This window comes from Pseudomonas sp. NFX15 (assembly GCF_049132105.1).
GTDB lineage: Bacteria > Pseudomonadota > Gammaproteobacteria > Pseudomonadales > Pseudomonadaceae > Aquipseudomonas.
This window is the reverse complement of the sequence record NZ_JAFMPV010000001.1, coordinates 338,407-358,232: the sequence shown is the minus strand read 5'-3', so window position 1 is coordinate 358,232 and position 19,826 is coordinate 338,407. Positions and strand designations below refer to the sequence as shown.

At 61.3% G+C, this 19,826-nt stretch carries 21 protein-coding genes and 1 pseudogene; 2 read left to right on the top strand and 20 right to left on the bottom strand.

What is annotated here, in order from left to right:
• Positions 1-321: 321 nt before the first annotated feature.
• A complete protein-coding gene (locus J1D76_RS01545; protein WP_421136680.1) occupies positions 322-1,329 on the top strand; it encodes an Ldh family oxidoreductase in 1,008 nt (335 codons plus the stop codon).
• A gap of 127 nt (positions 1,330-1,456) precedes the next feature.
• On the opposite strand, the gene J1D76_RS01540 is transcribed toward J1D76_RS01545, so the two are convergent.
• From J1D76_RS01540 to J1D76_RS01445, 20 genes and pseudogenes are all read right to left on the bottom strand, one after another.
• Complete coding sequence (locus J1D76_RS01540; protein WP_421136679.1) at positions 1,457-3,037, bottom strand: aldehyde dehydrogenase (NADP(+)); 1,581 nt, start codon at positions 3,035-3,037, stop codon at positions 1,457-1,459.
• A gap of 155 nt (positions 3,038-3,192) precedes the next feature.
• Positions 3,193-4,587, bottom strand: a complete 1,395-nt coding sequence (gene abaF, locus J1D76_RS01535) for a fosfomycin efflux MFS transporter AbaF (protein ID WP_421136678.1) — start codon at positions 4,585-4,587, stop codon at positions 3,193-3,195.
• A gap of 72 nt (positions 4,588-4,659) precedes the next feature.
• On the bottom strand, positions 4,660-5,577 hold the full coding sequence (locus J1D76_RS01530; protein WP_046027192.1) for a dihydrodipicolinate synthase family protein: 918 nt from the start codon (positions 5,575-5,577) through the stop codon (positions 4,660-4,662).
• Positions 5,578-5,703: 126 nt separating this feature from the next.
• Positions 5,704-6,732, bottom strand: a complete 1,029-nt coding sequence (locus J1D76_RS01525) for a trans-3-hydroxy-L-proline dehydratase (RefSeq protein ID WP_421136677.1) — start codon at positions 6,730-6,732, stop codon at positions 5,704-5,706.
• A gap of 157 nt (positions 6,733-6,889) precedes the next feature.
• A complete protein-coding gene (locus J1D76_RS01520) occupies positions 6,890-7,612 on the bottom strand; it encodes an amino acid ABC transporter ATP-binding protein (RefSeq protein ID WP_421136676.1) in 723 nt (240 codons plus the stop codon).
• A complete protein-coding gene (locus J1D76_RS01515) occupies positions 7,605-8,255 on the bottom strand; it encodes an amino acid ABC transporter permease (RefSeq protein WP_046042022.1) in 651 nt (216 codons plus the stop codon). Before J1D76_RS01515 ends, J1D76_RS01520 begins: the two co-directional genes overlap by 8 nt.
• 10 nt (positions 8,256-8,265) lie before the next feature.
• Positions 8,266-8,931 (bottom strand): amino acid ABC transporter permease, encoded by a 666-nt coding sequence (locus J1D76_RS01510; protein ID WP_421136675.1) that lies wholly within the window; start codon positions 8,929-8,931, stop codon positions 8,266-8,268.
• Positions 8,924-10,702 (bottom strand): aconitase X, encoded by a 1,779-nt coding sequence (locus tag J1D76_RS01505; RefSeq protein WP_421136674.1) that lies wholly within the window; start codon positions 10,700-10,702, stop codon positions 8,924-8,926. Before J1D76_RS01505 ends, J1D76_RS01510 begins: the two co-directional genes overlap by 8 nt.
• A gap of 10 nt (positions 10,703-10,712) precedes the next feature.
• Positions 10,713-11,531 carry a transporter substrate-binding domain-containing protein gene (locus J1D76_RS01500; RefSeq protein WP_421136673.1) on the bottom strand — a complete coding sequence of 273 codons (819 nt, stop codon included), beginning with the start codon at positions 11,529-11,531 and terminating at the stop codon, positions 10,713-10,715.
• A gap of 249 nt (positions 11,532-11,780) precedes the next feature.
• Positions 11,781-12,530: a helix-turn-helix domain-containing protein gene (locus J1D76_RS01495; RefSeq protein ID WP_421136672.1), complete on the bottom strand. Its 750-nt coding sequence runs from the start codon at positions 12,528-12,530 to the stop codon at positions 11,781-11,783.
• 74 nt (positions 12,531-12,604) lie between these two features.
• Positions 12,605-13,861: an FAD-dependent oxidoreductase gene (locus J1D76_RS01490; protein ID WP_421136671.1), complete on the bottom strand. Its 1,257-nt coding sequence runs from the start codon at positions 13,859-13,861 to the stop codon at positions 12,605-12,607.
• A complete protein-coding gene (locus tag J1D76_RS01485; protein WP_421136670.1) occupies positions 13,858-14,094 on the bottom strand; it encodes a 2Fe-2S iron-sulfur cluster-binding protein in 237 nt (78 codons plus the stop codon). Before J1D76_RS01485 ends, J1D76_RS01490 begins: the two co-directional genes overlap by 4 nt.
• Complete coding sequence (locus J1D76_RS01480) at positions 14,087-15,202, bottom strand: NAD(P)/FAD-dependent oxidoreductase (protein ID WP_421136669.1); 1,116 nt, start codon at positions 15,200-15,202, stop codon at positions 14,087-14,089. Before J1D76_RS01480 ends, J1D76_RS01485 begins: the two co-directional genes overlap by 8 nt.
• Positions 15,199-16,131 carry a 4-hydroxyproline epimerase gene (locus J1D76_RS01475; RefSeq protein WP_421136668.1) on the bottom strand — a complete coding sequence of 311 codons (933 nt, stop codon included), beginning with the start codon at positions 16,129-16,131 and terminating at the stop codon, positions 15,199-15,201. Before J1D76_RS01475 ends, J1D76_RS01480 begins: the two co-directional genes overlap by 4 nt.
• Positions 16,132-16,245: 114 nt before the next feature.
• Entirely contained in the window at positions 16,246-16,929 is a 684-nt protein-coding gene (locus J1D76_RS01470) for a GntR family transcriptional regulator (protein ID WP_421136667.1), read from the bottom strand.
• A 67-nt stretch (positions 16,930-16,996) separates the two neighbouring features.
• Positions 16,997-17,203: pseudogene (locus J1D76_RS01465) on the bottom strand (SIS domain-containing protein); the annotation flags it as partial.
• Positions 17,204-17,449: 246 nt separating this feature from the next.
• Positions 17,450-17,689 (bottom strand): hypothetical protein, encoded by a 240-nt coding sequence (locus J1D76_RS01460; protein WP_421136666.1) that lies wholly within the window; start codon positions 17,687-17,689, stop codon positions 17,450-17,452.
• Between the two features lie 255 nt (positions 17,690-17,944).
• Entirely contained in the window at positions 17,945-18,205 is a 261-nt protein-coding gene (locus J1D76_RS01455) for a metallothionein (RefSeq protein ID WP_421136665.1), read from the bottom strand.
• Between the two features lie 117 nt (positions 18,206-18,322).
• Positions 18,323-18,676 (bottom strand): general stress protein, encoded by a 354-nt coding sequence (locus tag J1D76_RS01450; protein WP_421136664.1) that lies wholly within the window; start codon positions 18,674-18,676, stop codon positions 18,323-18,325.
• A 255-nt stretch (positions 18,677-18,931) separates the two neighbouring features.
• Entirely contained in the window at positions 18,932-19,111 is a 180-nt protein-coding gene (locus tag J1D76_RS01445; RefSeq protein ID WP_421136663.1) for a general stress protein, read from the bottom strand.
• Between the two features lie 302 nt (positions 19,112-19,413).
• On the opposite strand from J1D76_RS01445, the gene J1D76_RS01440 reads away from it, so the two are divergent.
• Positions 19,414-19,692 (top strand): hypothetical protein, encoded by a 279-nt coding sequence (locus tag J1D76_RS01440; RefSeq protein ID WP_421136662.1) that lies wholly within the window; start codon positions 19,414-19,416, stop codon positions 19,690-19,692.
• Positions 19,693-19,826 lie beyond the last annotated feature (134 nt).

The window sequence follows — 19,826 nt, the reverse complement described above, 5'->3', positions numbered from 1 at the left end:
GGTGATATGTCACGAATCGAATGGGGCGAAGGTAACTATCATTCGGAATGATATAAGACCCTGGCCAGCTCTCTAGCCTGCGCCTTTTATTAATGATGCATCAATTGGGTCGATGGTAATTCTGTGTTGCCGCAAAAGCATCAATCAGTCTTGAAAGAGAGGTGCGGCCATCGCGAGCAGGCTCGCTCCTACACTGGATCTCGGCAGCCACGGGTTCAACGGGCCTGCGCTGTGCCAATTTCGTCACCGCCAATGCACAAACCCATCAAGCCATAACGCCTCGAACAGACCACCCTGACCGGTCTGTCCAAGGAGATGACCATGATCCGACTGACCCTGATCGAAGCCCGTGAGTTGGCCGAATCGATCTTGTTGCATAACGGTTTTAATCTGGCGCATGCACAAGCGGTGGCGGCGACGGTGATCGCTGGCGAACGTGATGGCTGTGCCTCCCACGGTTTGTACCGGGTCCTTGGGTGTGTGAATTCCCTGCGGGCCGGCAAGGTGTCAGCCGATGCCGAGCCACAGGTGATCGACCAGGCGCCGTCGATTGTGCGGGTGGATGCTGGCGGCGGGTTTTCGCAGTTGGCGTTTCAGGCGGGGTTGCCGTTGCTGGCGCAGAAAACCCGGTCCAACGGCATTGCGGCGTTGGCCATCAACCGCTGTGTACATTTCTCGGCGCTGTGGGTGGAGATCGAGCAACTGACGGCTGCCGGCCTGGTGGCACTGGCGTGTAACCCGAGCCACGCCTGGGTGGCGCCGGCGGGAGGACGACTGCCGGTGTTCGGCACCAATCCCATTGCCTTCGGTTGGCCGCGTGCGGGGCAAGATCCGTTTGTGTTCGACTTCGCCACCAGCGCGATTGCCCGGGGTGACATTGAGCTGCACCGGCGTGCCGGCAAGGCCATTCCCGAAGGTTGGGGCGTTGACGCCCAAGGCCAGCCGAGCACCGACGCCAACGTGGTGCTCGACAGCGGCGCGATGCTGACGTTTGGCGGGCACAAGGGGTCGGCGCTGGCAGCGATGGTGGAGTTGATTGCCGGGCCGCTGATCGGTGACCTGACCAGCGCCGAATCGCTGGCGTACGACGGGGGCAGCAAGTCGTCGCCGTACCATGGCGAGTTGATCATCGCCCTGGACCCTCGGCGCTTCCTGGGGGATGCCACTGAAGAACATTTGGCCCGGGCCGAAACATTGTTCCAGGGCATTGAAGGGCAGGGCGCACGCTTACCGTCGCAACGACGTTACGCGGCGCGGGTACGCAGCCTGGAGGCAGGCGTGCATATTCCCGAGGCGCTGTACAACGACCTCATGGCGCTGCTCGGCTGATTGAAACAAAGTGCTCAATCCTGTAGGAGCGAGCCTGCTCGCGAAGGCGCAATGTCAGGCGACATCATTGTTGAATGACACACCGCCATCGCGAGCAGGCTCGCTCCCACAGTTTTTGTGGGGTTGTCTAGATTGAGCCGCGTTGGCTGCTGCCATCCACCAGCCGTGCAATCCCCAGCGGGTTGGCGTTTTTCAAGGCGTCGGGGAGGAAGTCGTCCGGGCAGTTCTGGAAGCACACCGGACGCAGGAACCGCTCGATGGCCAGGCTGCCCACCGACGTGCCTCTGGCATCGGAGGTAGCAGGGTAAGGCCCGCCATGGACCATGGCATCGCAGACCTCGACCCCGGTGGGATAACCGTTGAACAGAACCCGGCCGACTTTTTGTTCGAGCAGTACCAGCAGCTCCGCATGGGCCTGAAGATCCGATGCTTCGCCAATCAATGTCGCCGTCAGTTGCCCGTGCACGCTGTTCAACGCCTGCCGTAGCTCTACCTCGTCCGCCACCTCGACGACAAGGGTGGTCGGCCCGAACACTTCTTCCTGGAGCAGTGGATCCCCATTGAGCAGCAGGCTGACGTCGGCCTTGAACAGTTGCGGCCGCGCCTGGTTGCCCTGCTGATCGTGGCCGGCCAGGTGCGTCACGCCCGGATGCTCGAGCAAGGCCTTCACGCCTTTTTCATAGCTGCCGAGGGTGCCAGCGTTGAGCATGGTTTGCGCCGGTTGCTCAGCCATCAGGCTGCTGAGTCGCGCCGTGAACGCCGTCCATTCAGGGGCGCGAATACCCATGACCAACCCCGGATTGGTGCAGAACTGCCCGCAACCCTGGACCACCGATGCCACCAGTTCACCGGCGATTTTCTCGCCGCGTGCACGCAATGCGTCGGGCAATACCAACACGGGATTGATGCTGCTCATCTCGGCGAACACCGGGATGGGTTGTTGCCGTGCGGCGGCCATATCGCACAGGGCACGGCCACCTTTGAGCGAGCCGGTGAAACCGACGGCCTGAATCGCCGGGTGCTTGACCAGCGCTTCACCGACACCCGCGCCGTAGATCATGTTGAACACCCCCTTGGGCATGTCGGTCTGCTCGGCGGCGCGCAAGATCGCATTGGCCACGCACTCGGCGGTTGCGATGTGCCCGCTGTGGGCCTTGAACACCACCGGGCAACCGGCGGCCAGGGCTGCTGCGGTATCGCCGCCCGCCGTCGAGAAGGCCAATGGAAAATTGCTGGCGCCAAACACGGCTACCGGACCGACGCCGATCCGGTACTGGCGCAGGTCAACCCGTGGCAACGGCTGACGCTCCGGCAGCGCACGGTCGATGCGCGCGCCATAGAAGTCGCCCCGACGCAGGACCTGGGCGAACAGGCGCATCTGGCCGCTGGTGCGGCCGCGCTCGCCCTGAATCCGGGCGCTGGGCAGGGCGGTCTCACGGGTCACCAGGGCGACGAATTGATCATCGAGGGCATCCAGTTGCGTGGCGATGGCTTCAAGGAATTCTGCGCGGCGCGTCGCCGGCAGGTTGCGAAAAGCCGGGTAGGCGGCTGCGGCGGCCTGGGCGGCGGCGTCGACTTCTTGCGCGGTGGCTTGGATGAATGAAAACGGCAGCGCTTCACCGGTGCTGGCGTCGTGACTGTGCAGGACGATGTTGCCGGCTGCGCTGCGGACGCCGCCGATGTAGTTGTAGCCGAGGATCTCAGACATCAAGAAAGCTCCTGTCGAAAAAAGGGGGGTAGCAACGCAAAACCTTTGTGGGAGCGAGCCTGCTCGCGATGGTTTCTACGACACCGCGTTTATCCAGGATCAGCGCGGTATCGTTAACGTCCATCGCGAGCAGGCTCGCTCCTACAGGGATTTACTCAAGCCAGAGAATCGGCCCGGCGTGGGCTCCTCGAGGCCGGGTCCAGCGCCGCCACCCGTGCCGCCGACTCGGCATCCACCTGGCGCAATGACTTGCCACGGGTCTCGCGGGCAAGGCCGACAGCCACCACGGAAATCAGCGCGGCGCCCACCAGGTACCAGGCGATCGGCGTCGAGCTGTGGTACTTGTTGAGCAAGGTGATGGCGATCAGCGGTGCCAGGGAACCGGCAAAGATCGGCGCCACCTGGTAGCACAGGGACAAAGCGGTGTAGCGCACGTGTGTCGGGAACAGTTCAGCCATCAGCGCCGAGTAAGGCGCATACGTCATCGACTCGATGGCCAGGCCCAGGGTGATGGCGGCCATGATCAGCCAGTTGTTGCCGGTGTCCATCAGCGGGAAACCGATGAAACCCCAGAACGCTGTGAGCACTGCGCCGGTCAGGTACACCGGCTTGCGCCCGACAATGTCCGACAAATAACCCATCAGCGGGATCAGGAAGAAGTGCAGCAGGTGCGCGCCGAACATCAGCAGCAGAATTTGCGAAGTGTCCTTGTGCACCACCAGTTTGAGATAGGTAATCGAGAACGTCACCACGGTGTAATAGAGGATGTTCTCGGCAAACCGTGCGCCGATCCCCACCAGCACCGAACGCCAGTGATGACGCAACACTTCCACCACGCCGAGCTGTTGCTGCTTGGTGTGTGCCTGGCGGGCCTGGGCTTCTTTGAAGATCGGCGCGTCATCGACGCTGGTGCGAATCCAGTAACCGATCAACACGACTACCGCCGAGAACCAGAACGCCACGCGCCAGCCCCAGGCGAGGAACTGTTGCTCCGACAGGTTCGACGACAACAGCAGCAGGGCCACCGTGGCCACCAGGTTGCCGGCCGGCACCCCGGCTTGCGGCCAACTGGCCCAAAAGCCCCGACGATTGTCCGGACAATGTTCGGACACCAGCAGAATCGCGCCGCCCCATTCGCCACCGAAAGCGAAACCCTGGATCAACCGCAACAGCACCAGTAGCACTGGCGCTGCGTAACCGATTTGGTCGAAGCCAGGCAGGCACCCCATCAGGAACGTGGTGATGCCGACCACCACCAGGCTCAGTTGCAACAGGCGTTTGCGGCCGAATTTGTCACCGTAGTGACCGAACACCAAACCGCCCAATGGCCGGGCGAGAAAGCCCACCGCGTACAGGGCGAAGGCCGCGATGATGCCATCGACGGGGCTGTCGGTCTGGCGGAAGAACAACTGGCCAAAGACCAGCGCCGAGGCGGTGCCGTAGAGAAAGAATTCGTACCACTCGGCGACGGTGCCGGCCATGGCGGCGGCCACGACGCGTTTAAGTCCCGAGGGTGTGGTTGCGCTTTGAGTGTGTTGAGGATTGGACATGCTGACGTTCCTTGTTGAGGCGCAAAAAACGGGCAGCCGGGCCGGGTCTGCATAGACCCGCCCGGCAATCACTCAGAGACCGACGTCCGGCAGCTCCGGGCGGTTGGCCAAGGCCTTGGCCATGATCTGCTCGACGAACACGCGGTCGGCTTCCGGCAGGGCCAGGCGTGGCGGACGGGTCAACGCGCTGCCGCGACCGGCGATGGCTTCACACAGCTTGATGCACTGCACCAGGTCGGCACGGGCATCGAGGTGCAGGATCGGCATCAGCCATTCGTAGATCGGCATCGCTTCAGCGAAGCGGCCGGCCTTGGCGAGGCGGAAGATGGTTTCGCCTTCTTTCGGGAACACGTTGGACATGCCCGAGACCCAACCTTCGGCACCCACGGCGATGCTTTCGAGCACCACGTCGTCGAGGCCGGCGAACAGCACGAAACGGTCACCGACTTCGTTGCGCACGTCGATGAAGCGGCGGGTGTCGCCAGAGGAGTCCTTGAAGCACACCACGTTGTCGCAGTCGGCCAGGGAAATCAGGATGTCGGGGGTGACGTCGTTCTTATAGATAGGCGGGTTGTTGTAAACCATCAGCGGCACATCGGCGTTTTTTGCCACATAGCGGTAATGCTCGGCGGTCTCGAACGGCTTGGAACCGTAGACCAGCGCCGGCATCAGCATCACGCCATCGACGCCGACCCGGCGCACCGCATTGGCGACCTTGGCCGCGGCCACGCTGGTGAACTCAGCCACACCGCAAATCACCGGCACGCGACCACGGGCGGCATCGACGGCCACTTCGGTCACGGCGATTTTTTCTTCGGCGGTCAGCGAGGTGTTTTCACCCACCGAGCCGCAGACCACCAGGCCGGACACGCCGTCGCGGATCACGTTGGAAATCACCTGATGGGTTTTTTCCAGATTGATGGAGAAGTCATCGTTGAATTGAGTGGTCACTGCGGGGAAGACGCCACTCCAGTTAATGCGCTTGCTCATTGTTGCCTCCGGTTCGTTAATTGTATTTCGTATACGATATTTAAAATGACGATGCTCGGCCAGTTCTTTTTTCGGGTTTTAGGGGGTTTTGCTAGCCGTTGGTCTGGGGGTTCAGGGATGGCGTGGTCAGGCGCCGGGCCAGGTGTCGGACAGACGATAGCCTTGTGGCCACGGATCACTCGGATCGAGCAGTAATTGATGGGTGCCGGTGATCCACGCCCGCCCGGAAATGCACGGATAAATCGCGGCACGGCCGGCGACTTCGGTCAGCGAATCAATGCGGCAGTGGAACTCGGAGCCGATGATCGAGCGGCCGACAAAACGTTCGCCAACCTGCATCAAGCCTTTGGCGTGCAACACCGCCATGCGCGCCGAGCAACCCGTGCCGGTGGGGGAGCGGTCGATCTTGCCCGGTTGAATCACCACCGCATTGGCGCCGGTGGCGATGCCGTTCTCATGGACGATGGGCGCGGCGATCTGGCAGAAGGAAATGTGCGACCACTCAGGGTTCAGCGGGTGGACGAAGCCCAGTTGCTCATTGGCGGCGCGGGTGATTTTCAGCCCGACCGCCACCAGATCGGCCGCTTCATCCGGGCGGATGGAGAAACCCAGGCCTTGGGCATCGACGATCACAAAACTGTCGCCGCCATAAGCGGTGTCGACCTTCAACGAACCGATGCCTTCAACTTCAATCCACGCGTCCAGTCGATCAGCGAAAGACGGCACGTTTTTCACTTCCACCCGTTGCACCTTGCCATCCCGGCAGTCGGCCACGGCTTCGATCAGGCCGCCGGGCGCTTCCAGCACCAGGCGGGTTTGCGGCTCGGTCATGGGCAGGATGCCGCTGTCGAGCAATACGGTGGCGACGCACAACGAGTTGGAGCCGGACATCGGCGGGGTGTCGGCCGGTTCCATGATGATCCAGGCCATCTGCGCCCGAGGGTCTTTGGCCGGAACCAGCAGATTGACGTGGCGGAACACGCCACCACGGGGCTCGTTGAGCACGAAGTTGCGCAGGGTTTCGTCCCGGGCGATCCAGCGTGATTGTTCCCACACGGTGGCGCCGGGCGGCGGGGCGACACCGCCCACGATCACATCGCCGACTTCACCTTCGGCGTGGCAGCTGACGACATGAATGACTTTAGATGAACGCATGGTTTGATCCTTGTGTTGTCTGTCAGGACCTTGAGCACTGTAGGAGCTGGCTTGCCAGCGAAGAGTGCAAGGACGACGCGTTTATCCAGCATGCACGCGTCATCGTTGAGGTCCATCGCTGGCAAGCCAGCTCCTACAGGGTTGCTTTGGCCTTGGGTTATTTCACTGATTTAAGGAACGCTGCGGTCTCCGCACGCACCGGATTGCCAATCACCTGATCGGGCGAGCCGATCTCATGCACCAGGCCATTGCGAAAGAACGCCACACGGTCGGACACGTCCCGCGCGAAGCGGATCTCGTGGGTCACCAAGACCATGGTCATGCCGTCTTCGGCGAGCATGCGCATGGTGTCCAGCACTTCGCCGACCAACTGCGGGTCGAGGGCCGAGGTGGCTTCGTCAAACAGCATGTAGTCCGGTGACATGGCCAGGGCGCGGGCGATGGCCATGCGTTGTTGCTGTCCGCCGGACAGCTTGCCCGGGAAGGTCTTGAGCTTGTCGCCCAGACCGACGTGGGTCAGTTGCCTGACTGCCAGCTCTTGAGCTTCAGCCTTGCTTTTGCCCAGCACTTTGCGCGGCGCGAGCATGACGTTTTCCAGCACGGTCAGATGCGGGAAGGCATTCCATTGCTGGAACACAATGCCGATCTTCTGCCGCAGGCGATTGAGGTCGGTGGCGCTGTGATGGACCTCGACGCCGTCAACGCGGATGTTGCCTTTCTGGATCGGTTCCAGGCCGTTGATGCACATCAGCAAGGTCGATTTGCCGGAGCCTGAGCCGCCGATGATCGACACCACTTCGCCTTTGTTCACCGTCAGGTTGACGCCCTTGACCACTTCGAGGTTGCCGAATGATTTGTGTACGTTGTCGATCTCAATCATTTTCTTGCCACCTTCTTTCCAGACGAGCGCCCAGGCGTGCGACCACCAGGCTCATGACGTAGTAGATAAGGCCCGCGATGCACAGCACCAGCAACGGTTCCTGGATGCGGGTGACGATGGTTTGCGAGGCGCGCAGCAGTTCGACGATGCCGATCCACATCACCAGCGCGGTGTCTTTCATGACACCGAGCACCAGGTTCAGCCAGCCGGGGAACGCTACCCGGGTGGCCATCGGCAGGACGATCCAGCGCAAGTCCTGCAAGAAGCTCAGCCCCAGCGAACGGCTGGCCCGGCGCACGGTGAACGGCACCGCCAACACGCCAGCACGCACGATCTCGGTGAAGTACGCGGCGGCATAAACACCCAGCACAATGCAGCCGACGCTGAAGGCGCTGATGTTCAAACCGACGATGCTTTTGAGCGAGTTGAACAGCACGAACTGGATCAGCAACGGCACGCTGCGAAACACGTCCAGCACCCACGCCAGCGGCAGGCTGGCCCGTGGCAGCAAGGCCCGCAGCAGACCGAAGAACAACCCGGCCACGGAGCCGAGAATGATCGACCAGAACGTCAGCTGCATCGTGACCCACGCACCGTTGAGCAGGAACATCAGGTCATTCGAGGAAAAATCGGTGGAAAACATGCACAGCTCCTCAGTAACGGAACAACCGCCAGGCCATCAGCCGCGCTGTCGCGACGATAGCCTTGGCAATGGCGTAATACAGCACCGCTGCGATGGCGAAATACTCGAAGGTGCGGAAGGTTTTGACGTTGTATTCCTGGGTCACCCCCGTCAGGTCATTGTTGAGCCCTACGATCACCCCCAGCGACGTCATCAACACCGCCCAGACCATCTGATTGGTCAGCGGGTAGAACACGATCCGCAGCAGTTGCGGGACGATGATCATGCGGTAGGCCTGGAAGGCACTCATGCCCAGGGAACGCGCCGCACGTACCTGCGTGTTCGGCACGGCCTTGAGGCCGCCGCGAAAGTTTTCCGCCAGGTACCCGGCATTGTTGAAGGTGATCCCGGCCAGCAGGGCGAACCAGGAACTGACGTGCAGGTTCAGCGAGCCGAGGCCAAAGTAGAGGATGTAGATCTGGAACAGCGACGGGGTGTTGCGGGCAATCGACACCCAGCCGTTGCCGAAACCGCGCAGTAAAGGGTGTTTGGCCTCGCGCATCACCGTCAGGGCCAGGGCGATCAGTACGCCGAAGATCATCGACAACGCGGCGGTTTCGAAGGTGACAATGGCACCGGCCAGCATGTCCGGCAGGGCGCGCAGGGCGGAGCGCCATTGGAAGCTGTAGTCAAACATGCGCTGGGCTCTCCAGTAGGGCGGCAGGTTGTAACCAGGCTGGCAAACGTCCGCTGGCCGTTGCGGTGCAGGCCGCGTCGACGCATTCGGCCAAGCTGGCGAAGTGCACCTTGCGGCCGACCAGGCCCGGTGCGTAGTGGGCGTATTTGCCCGAGTTGGTCATCAGGGTCTTGGCCGCCAGGGGGATGACCGGTTCGCCGAGCATGCACCAGCAGGTGTCGGTGACCAGGGTCGCGCCAAATGCTTCGATCACAGCGATGTGCCCGGCCTCGCGGGCCTGCTCCAACACGGCACGACCGCAGGTGATGGCAAGCACCACCTGCGGGTGTCTGTGTCGTGCGCGGCACAGTCGCGCCAGGTGAGCGAACTCGCTGAGGGAAAAGTGCGGGTTACCCAGCGACACCACATCCACCCGGTTATCGCGAGCACTGTTGAGTTCGCGCCAACTCGACAGCAGGTCATTCAGGCGGATTTTTTCCACGGCAATGGCCGTGTCGGCATCCAGCACCTGTGCCGGGTCAATGGCCTCGGGGGTGATCCCGGCGATGTGAAACAGGGGCGCCGCAGAGGTGGTGGCGAAAGCCGCGCCAAAGGCTTTGAGGTCGTCCAAGTTCGGCTGGTGATTTTCCAGTCCCAGCACCAGCGGTACGCGACTGCCGGCCAGGGCACCAATGTGGTAACCCAACAGCGGGTAGAAGGCATCGTCCAGTTCACCGAGGGCCGGCAACTCGATCAGTAAACGTGCCTTGCGTTGCGCGTCCAGGTGGCAGCCGATCAGCGGGGCGCGACCGGTGAGCGCGATGCAGATGTCCAGGTAATCCGGGTATTTGAGGGTGCGTGCACCGAGCACGCTGTTGGCGTAGACCACGGCGTTGGATTCTGCCCAGACGATCTGCTCGCCAGCCTTAGGTGCAGTGTCGAGCAGGTACGGCGCGCAGGTAAAACTCAGCTGTGCGCCCATCGCCATGTAGGCATCGCCCAAGGCACTGGCCGGTTCACCCAGGGCCGGGTCAATACCCAGTTCGCGCCAACGGCGCTGGTCGACAGAAATTGAATTGAGGGTGGTGGGCACCCGCACTTTTGCGCCCCATTGCACCAGTTGCTCGGCAAAGCGCAGGCTCGCAGGTCCCGTGTAAATGCAGCCGTCGATGTGTGCTTGAGTGACATCCACCAAGTGGTCGGCACCCTGCAGTTCGGCCATGCGCAGGACGATCTGCATGGCCATTTGTGCGGCCTTGCCATGCCGGCCATCGAGCAGCGCCTGATCGTGCTCGGTGAGCCTGATCGAGGCGCGGCTGCCAGTGTTTGGAAGTGGGTTGTCGAGCGCCTGCCAGGCGTCGCCCGGCAGGTGCTCGAACAGGCTCAGCCTTGTATTTTCGACCCGGGCGAAGGCCTGGCCGCGCAAGGCGGCGAAGGCCTCCTGACCGATGCACAGCACCGGCAGGGAACGGGCAAAAATGGTCTGCGCCACCAGCACGCCCAAGGTCAGAATCTCGTCGGCTTCGGCCAGCACCAGTGCCGCCGGTGCATGGCCGTTGCTGATCAACTCCATCAACACACTGCTGCCGGTGCACGAGCCGCGACCACTGGGAATCGCCAGCACGCGACCGGCCAGGTGTTGGCCGCTGAGCGGGTGATGGCGGTCGATGACTTCACCCGTGCAGGGATCGACGCCGCCCCAGAAGCTCAAGCCGACATCGGCAAACAGCAGGGCGCCTTGTGCGGCACCCGCCACCAGGCTACGCCCGGTCAGAGAAATGGGCCTAGGCATGCCGGACATCTCAGTAGTAGACCTGAGGCACGGTCAGGTTGGTCGGCGGGATCTCGGTGCCGACCCATTTAGTGAACAGCTCCTTGTAGCGACCGGTGCGCACCTGTTGGTTGACGAACAGGTTGAGGTAGTTGAGCAGGCCGTACTCGCTGCGCTTGGCCCCCAGGGACACGTAGTCGATGACATACGGGGCGTTACCGGCGACTTTCAGGTTTTTGTATTTGCCCGACTTGAGGGTGGCGGCGGCCACGGTATTGGTGACCACGGTGGCATCGATGTGGCCTTGGGCGACAGCCAGCAGGGTATCGCTCTGTGACTGGTAGGCGCGGAAACTGCCAGAGCCCCAGTTCTTCACATCTTTCTCCAGGGCGATGGCCTCATAGGTGCCGCTGGTGTTACCCACGGCTTTGCCCTTGAGGTCGTCGAAGCCGTTGATGCCGGTATCGTCGCGGGTCAGCACCACCATCTGGAAGGCAAAGTAAGGCACGGTGAGGCCGACGGTCTTGGCGCGTTCGAGGGTGTCGGAGGTGGACGCGACGATCACGTCAGCCCGCCCGGAGACCAGTGCCGGAATGCGATCCGGGAACGGCGTTTCCACCACTTCGGCCTCGACCCCGAGGATCTTCGCCAGGTCGTGGCAATAGTCCACATCGAAGCCGGCCGGCGAGTTGCTGGCATCGCGAAAGCCCATGGGCGGGAAGTCCAGGGTCACGGCGCAGCGCAGCTTGCCCGAACCGATGATGTCGTCGAGCTTGTCGGCCTGGGACGTGGCGATAAAGGACGTACTGAGAACAGCGCTGAGGGCTACGGCAAATGCGGGGTTTTTCATAGAGGCCTCGTTGATGTGAGTGCTGTTAGATATCGTATTGGGGATTTCGTATACGATATTAACAATAGCAATCAACGTGCCCAATGCCAGTCTCGACGGTGAATTAATTGTCAGGCCTTGGAGTAGAGGTCTTGCAAGAGAGCATCAGGTGGAAGAGTGAACCTGGGCAAACGATGGCAGTGTTACAGATGGGAGCAATGGGTGTGTGGGCGCACCTTTAAGGAACACTGGCCACGTTTCATCTCCCGCCTAACGCTGATTATCGCGATACTGGCTCGGCGACAAACTGGTCAGCGCCCGAAACTGCCGGCTAAAAGCACTGTGGTCGGTATACCCGCAGCGCAAGGCAATCTCGGTAATCGGCAACTCGGTGTGCAGTAACAACCGCGAGCCTTCTTCCAGGCGCGCCTTGTGAATCATTTGCCGTGGGGTGAGCTGGAACACCCGTTTGCAGTGGCGCTCCAATTGCGCCACGGAATACCCGGCGATGGTGGTCAGTTCGGCGAGGCTGATGGCGCGGGCGAAGTGGCGGCGGATATGGGCATCCACGGCGGCGAGTTTCTGGAACGCCGGATGATTCGACTGCGGCGATTGCAGGTCGCGGGAAATACCGGCCAGGCCGACGATTCGACCCTGCTCATCCATCAAGGCAAGTTTGTGGGTCAGGCACCAGATCGGCTGATTACCATAATACAAATGCAGTTCCAGCTGATCGGCCAGTTCGCGGCCGCTGGACAGCACGCGCCGATCCTGCTCGGTGTACAGCGGACCGAAGCGTTCCGGGAAGACCATTTCGGCGGTGCGCCCCAACAGTTCGTCCCGGTGTTTGAAACCACAACGCCGGGCCAGGGTCTGGTTGACGAAGGTGTAGCGGGCCTCGCAGTCCTTGATGAAAAACACCACGTCCGAGAGGGTGTCAAGCAACGGCGCGATGGGCTGAAGGCTGTTCAGCAGCGTCAGCAGGTCGCAAGGTTTAAAGGTGGTGAGCGAGGGATACATGGCGCTTGGGGTCTGAGGGTGACCCCCGGGATCATAGAGACTTGGCAGCGTGGCCGAAACCCCTGGCGTGGTCATCACGCTGGCGGGGTATCGTCGAGGGACATCAAGGTTTCGATCCGCGCCGGGCTGAAGGGTGGGCGCGGTGCCGAGGGCTGCCAGCCAAACAAATGCTGCACTGCACCGCCACACACCCGGCCTTGGCATGCGCCCATGCCGCAGCGACTGGCGAGCTTGGCTTCGCGCCAGTCAGCGTGACCGGTCAATGCCGCGTAGGGCACGTCTTCACAGCGGCAAACCAGGGTGTCGGGTTGGGGCAGGGACTTGAGTCGCGGATCGAGGGCGAACGCGCGGTTCAGTGCCTTGGCGAAACCCTGCCAGCGCGCCCGGCGAGGCCACAATTGCCTGGCGGCTTGCAGATTGCCGACCGCTGCGTGGCCGGCAATCGCTCCTTCCACCAAGGCCAGCTCACTGCCGCCGAACCCGGTGCATTCGCCCGCCGCATAATGGTCGGCGCGGCTGCTGGCTTGCCAGGCATCCACGGCGATGGCTTGTTCTTCGATGGCGCAACCCAGTGCCTGACCCAACTGGATATTCGCAATCAACCCGAAACCACAGGCCAGTCGGTCACATTCCAGTTCGACGATGTTGCCTTGTTGTTGCAGGCGCACGCCTTCCACCCGGTCGGTGCCGAGCGCTGCCAATACGTGGGTAGCGGTGCGGTAATGGTGGTCGAACAGGTTGAACGATTGCAGCCATTTGCCGGGCCAGCGCGGCAGTTGCGCGGCGAACCCGGCGACGGCGCTGCGGCTGGCTTGCTCGGCGATGCGTTGCACGTGCGCACCATGCTGTTTGGCGGTGGCGGCACTGGCCAGTAACAGCGGACCGCTGCCGGCGATCACCACACGCTCGTCCTGCACCGGCAAACCGGCCTTGATCAACGCCTGCAAACCACCCGCACCGGTGACACCCGGCAGGGTCCAGCCGGGGAAGGGCAGCAGCAATTCACGGGCGCCGGTGCACAGAATCAGTTTGTCGTAGCTGATCAACCAGCCATGGTCGTCATTTTCCACCAGCAGTTGTTTCGTGCCAGGATTGGCGATCACCCGAGTACCGGCGTGATGGCGGACGTTGTTGCACGATGCCAGGCGCTCACGCAGGCGCCGGGCCTGACCGGGCACGTTGGCTTGAGGCCCGTCGCGCCAGATTTGCCCGCCCGGCAGCGAGTTGTCGTCGAGCATGACAATGCGCGCGCCGCTGGGGGCGGCGGCAAGCGCGGCACTCATCCCGGCAGGGCCGGCGCCAATGATCAACAGATCAGCGTATTCATTCATGGCCGAGTCTCCACCTGCATGCCGTCACGGCACAGGGTCTGGCACGCCAGTCGACGCCGGCCATCGATGGTCACCCGGCATTCCTGACAAATGCCCATGCCGCACAGCGGCGCACGGCGCTGACCGCTGACCGAGGTGCGCGTGCAGCCGTCACTGGCCAACGCCAGGGCCGCAGCGACGCTGGTGCCTTCGGCGACTTTCAGGGCGCGGCCATCCAGCAGCAATTCAGGCATAGACCGGTTCTCCGAGAAAACGCTGGGGCAGATAAGGCTGCGCGGCCAATGGCGGGGTTTCGTTGAACAGTTGCGCCACCAGTAAATCGGCGGTGCCGGGGGCGGTGGTGACGCCCAGTCCTTCGTGACCGACTGCCAGCCACAAGCCTTGCTGTTGAGGATGTTGGCCCACCAGCGGCAATCCGTCGGGGCTGGCGGCGCGAAAACCGGTCCAGGCACGGATGCCATTGAGCCGGGCCAGCCCGGGCATGTACTCGGCGGCACGCTTGAGCATTTTCGCGAGCATCCAGCCTTCGACTTGTGGGTCGCTGGTGCCGAATTGCCGCGAGGCGCCGATGAACAGTTGCCCGGTGGGGCGCGGCTGGATATTGCAGGCGGTCGACGGCCCAGTGGCATTGTGGGCACTGGTGACATAACCCAGTTCCACCAGGGTATGGGTGACGCTGCCGGGGTAGCGGTCAGTGATCAGCAAGTGGCCTTTTTTTGGCTCGATGGGCAATTCCGGGCACAGTTCGTTGGCTTGAATGCCATTGGCCAACACCACGGCATCGGCGCTCAACCAGTGCCCATCTTCGAGGCCGACGCGGTTGCCGTCGACCGCACTGACCCGTGCCCGGCGCTGGTGGACGTTCGGCGTGTCGAGCATCCATCTGGCCGCCGCCGGGGCGTATAGAATGCCGTCGCCGTTGATCAGCAAGCCGCCTTCGAGTCCTTCGCTCAGTTCCGGTTCGCGCTGGCGCAGGGCGCTGGCGCCGATCAGTTCGCAAGCCACGCCTTGGGCTTGCAGGTTGAGGAATTTGCTGTGGGCCACTGCCATTTCTTCGGCGTTCGCCGCCAGCCACAGCGTGCCGTTGCAGCGGTAGGCACAGCTGTCGGGCAGATCCGTGCCCAGTTCGCGCCAGCGCTGCAACGAGTATTGACTGAGGGCCAGTTCGGCGGGGTTGTCGTCAAGTACCAGCAAGTGGCCCATGCCGGCGGCCGTGGCGCTGTGCAGGCCGGCGTCCAGCACCAGCACCTGCAAGCCACGACGGGCCAGCGCCTGGGCACAGGCGGCGCCGATAATGCCGGCGCCGATCACGATCACATCGGCCATCTGGCCTTCGTTCATGGGCGAATGCCCCAGGCGAACGGGTCGGCCTGTTCGATGATCAGGCTCGCCTCGGCACTGATGAACGCACGACCACGAATGGTCGGCACGATGCGCTCACCCTGCAATTCGTAGGAACCCTCGAACGCGCTGCCGATGACGCTGGCCTGGCGCCAGATCTGTCCCGGTTGCAACTTGTCGTCGGCGGCCAGGCAGGCCAGTTTGGCACTGGTGCCGGTACCGCAGGGCGAACGGTCATAGGCTTTGCCGGGGCAGAGCACGAAGTTGCGGCTGTCGGCGTGATCGTCATCGGCGAACAATTCGACGTGATCGATCAGGCCGCCGTCTTCACCGTGAATGCCTTGGGCTTGCAGTGCTTGCTGCACGGCGAAGGTGTAGGCGGTCAGCGCTTCGAGGTTGTCGCCAGCCACCCGCAGGCCATGCTCGGCGATCAGGAAAAACCAGTTGCCGCCCCAAGCGATATCACCGACCACTTGCCCAATGCCCGGTACCTGCACCGCCAGCGCCTTGCGATAACGGTAGGCCGGCACGTTGCGCACGCTCACCGAATGGTCTTCGTGCAGGGTAGCCTGCACCGTGCCCACCGGCGTTTCGATGCTGTGCACGCCGGGGCCGATCTTGCCCAGGTGCGCCAACGACGCCACCAGGCCGATGGTGCCGTGGCCGCACATGCCCAGATAACCGGTGTTGTTGAAGAAAATCACCCCGGCACAGGCGTTTGGGTCCACCGGCGTGCAGAGCAGGGCGCCCACCAGCACATCACTGCCCCGTGGTTCCAGCACGCAGGCGGCGCGCCACTGATCATGCTGTTCGGCCAGGACCTTGCGCCGTTCGGCCATGCTGCCAGTGCCCAGATCAGGAAAGCCTGCGGTCACCAGGCGGGTCGGTTCGCCGCCGGTGTGGGAATCGATCACAGAGATGCGTTTCATGGGAGGGCCACGTCCATTCGGTTGAGTGAACGCAAGAGTGGCCCGTGCGCTAGGAGGGCGGCTTGATGGATTTAGCCTGTATCGATGACGAAATCGGCACAGTATCCAGAGCGGTCAGTGGGTGTGGGGCAGGTGTTCGAACAGAGTCTTGCAAACGCCGGCAATGTGTTCGTCCAGAAGCTTCACCGCCAGGTCCACGTCGCCGGCGCGGCAGGCCGCCAGAATCTCGCGGTGCTCGTGATCGGCCCGTTCCTTACCGGCCGACAGGCTCATCTGCATGCGCAGATAACGCTCCAGCTTGTCGTTGACGGAACGGATCAGACTCACCAGGAACGGTCGCTGCGCCGGCTCGTACAGGCAGGAATGCAGCTCCCAGTTGAGCTCGGCCCAGCGCCCCACATCATCCTCGCCAATGAACTCCTGACAGATGCGTTCGGCACGGGCGAAGGTCTCTTCGGTCATGTTTGGAATCGCCAGGCGCAGAATCTTGTCCTCCAGCAACATCCGCACTTCGAACATCTGCGCCAGTTCCGCATCGGACACCCGCGTGACCATTGCCCCGCGATTGCGCTGGAACATCACCAACCCTTCGGCCTCCAGCCGCTTGAGGGCTTCACGCACCGGGATCTTGCTGACATTGAACTGGCGGGCGATGTCGTCCTGACGGATCGGCTCATCCTCGGCAAAATGCCCGGCGACAATCGCATCCCGCAGATGGCGAGTGATGATTTCCGAAGTCGAAGGCGTGTTGCCAAGGTCGGGTGCGTTGAATTTGGGTAGGTTCACGGCGGCGGTCATTTGGAGTGAGATAGCGTAAGGGTATACGAAATTCTTTTGCTGATCTTCTCCGTTCAGCGTCGATGCATATGACGGTCATGGATGCGCCTCGTTCATTGGCGAAGGGTGCCAGTTGCAGGGTGTCAAGGGAGTAGCGTGGCAGGGAAATCGCCAGCAACACCTCTTGGTCGGTAATCGCGGCCAGTCGGTACGCGGCGTTTTCGTTGCCGCCTTCCATGCTAATGGCCGTGGCGTCGGCACAGAAGGGCATCAGGGTCGAGGCGGCGAGGCCTGAGTCGCGTCGCCAGAACGATCAGATCGCGCTCATCGCTGGCGACGTCGCCCTTGGGGTTGAAAATGATCAGATTACAGCCGGCCAAAAAGCAAGCTCGCAGCGAGATAGCCCAGGCAATAGCCAATAGTGCGCTTCATGTTGCGCGGTGTGATGTTGCCAAGCCACCGGATGCGCAGCGTGGACGTTTTTCGCCAGTGTTTTTTTCAACCCAGCGCGCCATAGTTCCACCCACGAAAGGATCGGGCGTCAAACAGGAGCAACTTTGCGGCGCATGTTCATCCACGCGCGACAAGCCTCGGTGCGTTTGGCATCTGCCGCGGATTTGACTTCGTTAAAGTGTTGCCAAACGCCAGCGTCTCGAGTGCTTTCATCGAACAGGCGGTAGGCAATATCTTCAAGCTTGTCCGCCTCATAAAACATAGCGTTTATCCGAGCCTGTTCATCTTCTTCGTCGGCCCCTCTGAAGATCGATACGGGTGATGTCATGGTGAGTTCTCCGTTCAGATTGTGGTAAGTCATTTCATTTAGGGTACCCGTACCGTTCGGCTTTTGATTTTGAAATCTCTGTCAGCGGGGCGCGAACTCATCTACCGCCACGCTTGTCGTTCGGTGCTTTCTCTTCGCTTATCCATTCGAACTCCGGGGCGTTGATCATTGGGCTATGGCTTTTTAAAAAGAACAGCGCGCCTCCCGTGGTCTATTTGAAAGACAAAGGGTGACGCGCCCCTGTCGGCGCGTCGATCATGGCGATATCGGATCGCTGGCTGGAAAAGTTTCTTCGACCGCTTCGTCCAGCTTCGAATCACTAACGTGGCGGTCATGCAGCGCCATGCTGCGTTCACAATGACAATCAGAGGCCGGACAGGGATTGCCGTTCGGGTGAAGGTCTGCACAGGCCTGACTGCAATAACGCTTGCCGTCGCGCTCGACCGCGTTGTCGGAAGTGAAACTGCAAGAGCATTCCTGGCATGCGCAACGGGAGTTTGATTGAGCGTTTATCATGCGGGCTCCTAGTAAAGTGTCGTCCGTTAGAAGTCACCTTTGGCGGGGTATTAAGCAGCCACTTGCCGCCGCGGTGCGGAAATGGCAGGGGAGCTAGGCTCCCCTGCACCAGTCGCATTAGCTATTGCTGTTGCGCCCACCACCATGGCTGTTTTCACCACCCTTGCGTCCTGCTTCGGAGGCCTTTTCCCGATCATTGGCAAAATTGCCGCCGCTGTTCTGACCACCTTTGCTTCCGGCCTCGGCGGCTCGTTCCGGATCGTTTTTGAAGTTGCCGCCACTGTTCTGACCGCCTTTGGTTCCAGCTTCTGCTGCACGTTCGGGATCATTTTTAAAGTTACCACCGCTATTTTGGCCACCTTTGCTGCCAATTTCCTGGTAGAACTCTTTGTCATGGGACGCGGAAGTGGCTTCGCCACCTTTTTTACCCGCTTCGTTTACAGACATTCCGCTTTGTTTGTCTTGTGCCATTTCTATGTGCCTCATATGTATAACGGTGATCATAAAGAACAGACATATATTCATTAGTTGAATGGCTATATGACCACCCAGCCACATAAAGTTGTATCGCGTCGCTTCGCCTATTACGGCAACGCAGGTTGATAACACAATTACACCCGCCGTTCGCAGGCGCGAGACGTTTCATGGATTGTCGATTTCACCTAAGGTGGTTGTGTCCCGTTTATCGCGTCCATGCGCGTGAGGGAAGCACGGTCACCCTTGATTTTACTCGGCTTTGCGACCGCCGCCGTGGCTGTTCTGGCCACCTTTGCGTCCTGCTTCCGAAGCTTTTTCACGGTCGTTGGCAAAGTTGCCGCCCGATGCCTGACCGCCTTTCTTACCGGCTTCAGAAGCTTTATCACGATCATTGGCGAAGTTTCCAGGGTTTTTATTACCTGTAGTCATGATAGCTCTCCAATATCTAAAAGCGTTTCGTTAGTTGCTTATTGTCGCAATGGACACTTACTCGGATTTCGCCTCGTTGAAAAATGCTTGAAGTTTTTTTTATGTACCCGATGAATGGTATCGGGCCGCCTCGGAAGTTCTACAGGGACTCCCGTCCGGCGCCGCTTCGTATAAGTTTTTGATAAATGTAGAGGCGTAGAGCGAAATGAAGAGATAAACGCGCGCACCGTTCGTCTTGTGCATCGCACTCCCCAGTTAAGTGCGCTTCAAAAAAGTTCGACCCACGCCAATTGGAGGCAGCCATGAATAAACCATCACGGCCTGAAAAATCGCTCAAGAACGATCAGAGTCCCAACGATGACGGCTTCGTTCTGGGAAGTGCCGGACGAGACGAAGACCCGAACGCGACGACTGACTGGCAGCATCCGCTGAAAGGCGACGAGGGCACCACGCGGGGCGATACCCGTGGCTTACCCGGCTATCCCAATGCCCAAACGCGCCAATCGTCATACCCATCGGCAGAAACCGAAGTTCCCGACGATAATGAAACGTCCTCGCAGGACAATGCCGGCGCCGATTGAACCGGTTCATAACAATTCAAAGGACGGCAGCAGTGTCGATGAGCACTGCTGGAAAACATGAACCCCCGCACCCTGGCCGATCACCCGGGTGCACCGATATGCCGTCGGCGCGCCTGGCAAACGACTGGGAAAAT

Excerpts from the sequence above, each read along its gene's own strand:
- J1D76_RS01445 (WP_421136663.1), bottom strand. The coding sequence starts at position 19,111 with ATGACTACAGGTAATAAAAACCCTGGAAACTTCGCCAATGATCGTGAT.
- J1D76_RS01480 (WP_421136669.1), bottom strand. The coding sequence starts at position 15,202 with ATGAACGAAGGCCAGATGGCCGATGTGATCGTGATCGGCGCCGGCATT.
- J1D76_RS01545 (WP_421136680.1), top strand. The coding sequence starts at position 322 with ATGATCCGACTGACCCTGATCGAAGCCCGTGAGTTGGCCGAATCGATC.
- J1D76_RS01530 (WP_046027192.1), bottom strand. The coding sequence starts at position 5,577 with ATGAGCAAGCGCATTAACTGGAGTGGCGTCTTCCCCGCAGTGACCACT.
- J1D76_RS01495 (WP_421136672.1), bottom strand. The coding sequence starts at position 12,530 with ATGTATCCCTCGCTCACCACCTTTAAACCTTGCGACCTGCTGACGCTG.
- J1D76_RS01510 (WP_421136675.1), bottom strand. The coding sequence starts at position 8,931 with ATGTTTGACTACAGCTTCCAATGGCGCTCCGCCCTGCGCGCCCTGCCG.
- J1D76_RS01505 (WP_421136674.1), bottom strand. The coding sequence starts at position 10,702 with ATGCCTAGGCCCATTTCTCTGACCGGGCGTAGCCTGGTGGCGGGTGCC.
- J1D76_RS01475 (WP_421136668.1), bottom strand. The coding sequence starts at position 16,131 with ATGAAACGCATCTCTGTGATCGATTCCCACACCGGCGGCGAACCGACC.
- J1D76_RS01440 (WP_421136662.1), top strand. The coding sequence starts at position 19,414 with ATGAATAAACCATCACGGCCTGAAAAATCGCTCAAGAACGATCAGAGT.
- J1D76_RS01540 (WP_421136679.1), bottom strand. The coding sequence starts at position 3,037 with ATGTCTGAGATCCTCGGCTACAACTACATCGGCGGCGTCCGCAGCGCA.
- J1D76_RS01525 (WP_421136677.1), bottom strand. The coding sequence starts at position 6,732 with ATGCGTTCATCTAAAGTCATTCATGTCGTCAGCTGCCACGCCGAAGGT.
- J1D76_RS01450 (WP_421136664.1), bottom strand. The coding sequence starts at position 18,676 with ATGGCACAAGACAAACAAAGCGGAATGTCTGTAAACGAAGCGGGTAAA.
- J1D76_RS01485 (WP_421136670.1), bottom strand. The coding sequence starts at position 14,094 with ATGCCTGAATTGCTGCTGGATGGCCGCGCCCTGAAAGTCGCCGAAGGC.
- J1D76_RS01490 (WP_421136671.1), bottom strand. The coding sequence starts at position 13,861 with ATGAATGAATACGCTGATCTGTTGATCATTGGCGCCGGCCCTGCCGGG.
- J1D76_RS01515 (WP_046042022.1), bottom strand. The coding sequence starts at position 8,255 with ATGTTTTCCACCGATTTTTCCTCGAATGACCTGATGTTCCTGCTCAAC.
- J1D76_RS01455 (WP_421136665.1), bottom strand. The coding sequence starts at position 18,205 with ATGATAAACGCTCAATCAAACTCCCGTTGCGCATGCCAGGAATGCTCT.
- abaF (WP_421136678.1), bottom strand. The coding sequence starts at position 4,587 with ATGTCCAATCCTCAACACACTCAAAGCGCAACCACACCCTCGGGACTT.
- J1D76_RS01470 (WP_421136667.1), bottom strand. The coding sequence starts at position 16,929 with ATGACCGCCGCCGTGAACCTACCCAAATTCAACGCACCCGACCTTGGC.
- J1D76_RS01460 (WP_421136666.1), bottom strand. The coding sequence starts at position 17,689 with ATGACATCACCCGTATCGATCTTCAGAGGGGCCGACGAAGAAGATGAA.
- J1D76_RS01520 (WP_421136676.1), bottom strand. The coding sequence starts at position 7,612 with ATGATTGAGATCGACAACGTACACAAATCATTCGGCAACCTCGAAGTG.
- J1D76_RS01500 (WP_421136673.1), bottom strand. The coding sequence starts at position 11,531 with ATGAAAAACCCCGCATTTGCCGTAGCCCTCAGCGCTGTTCTCAGTACG.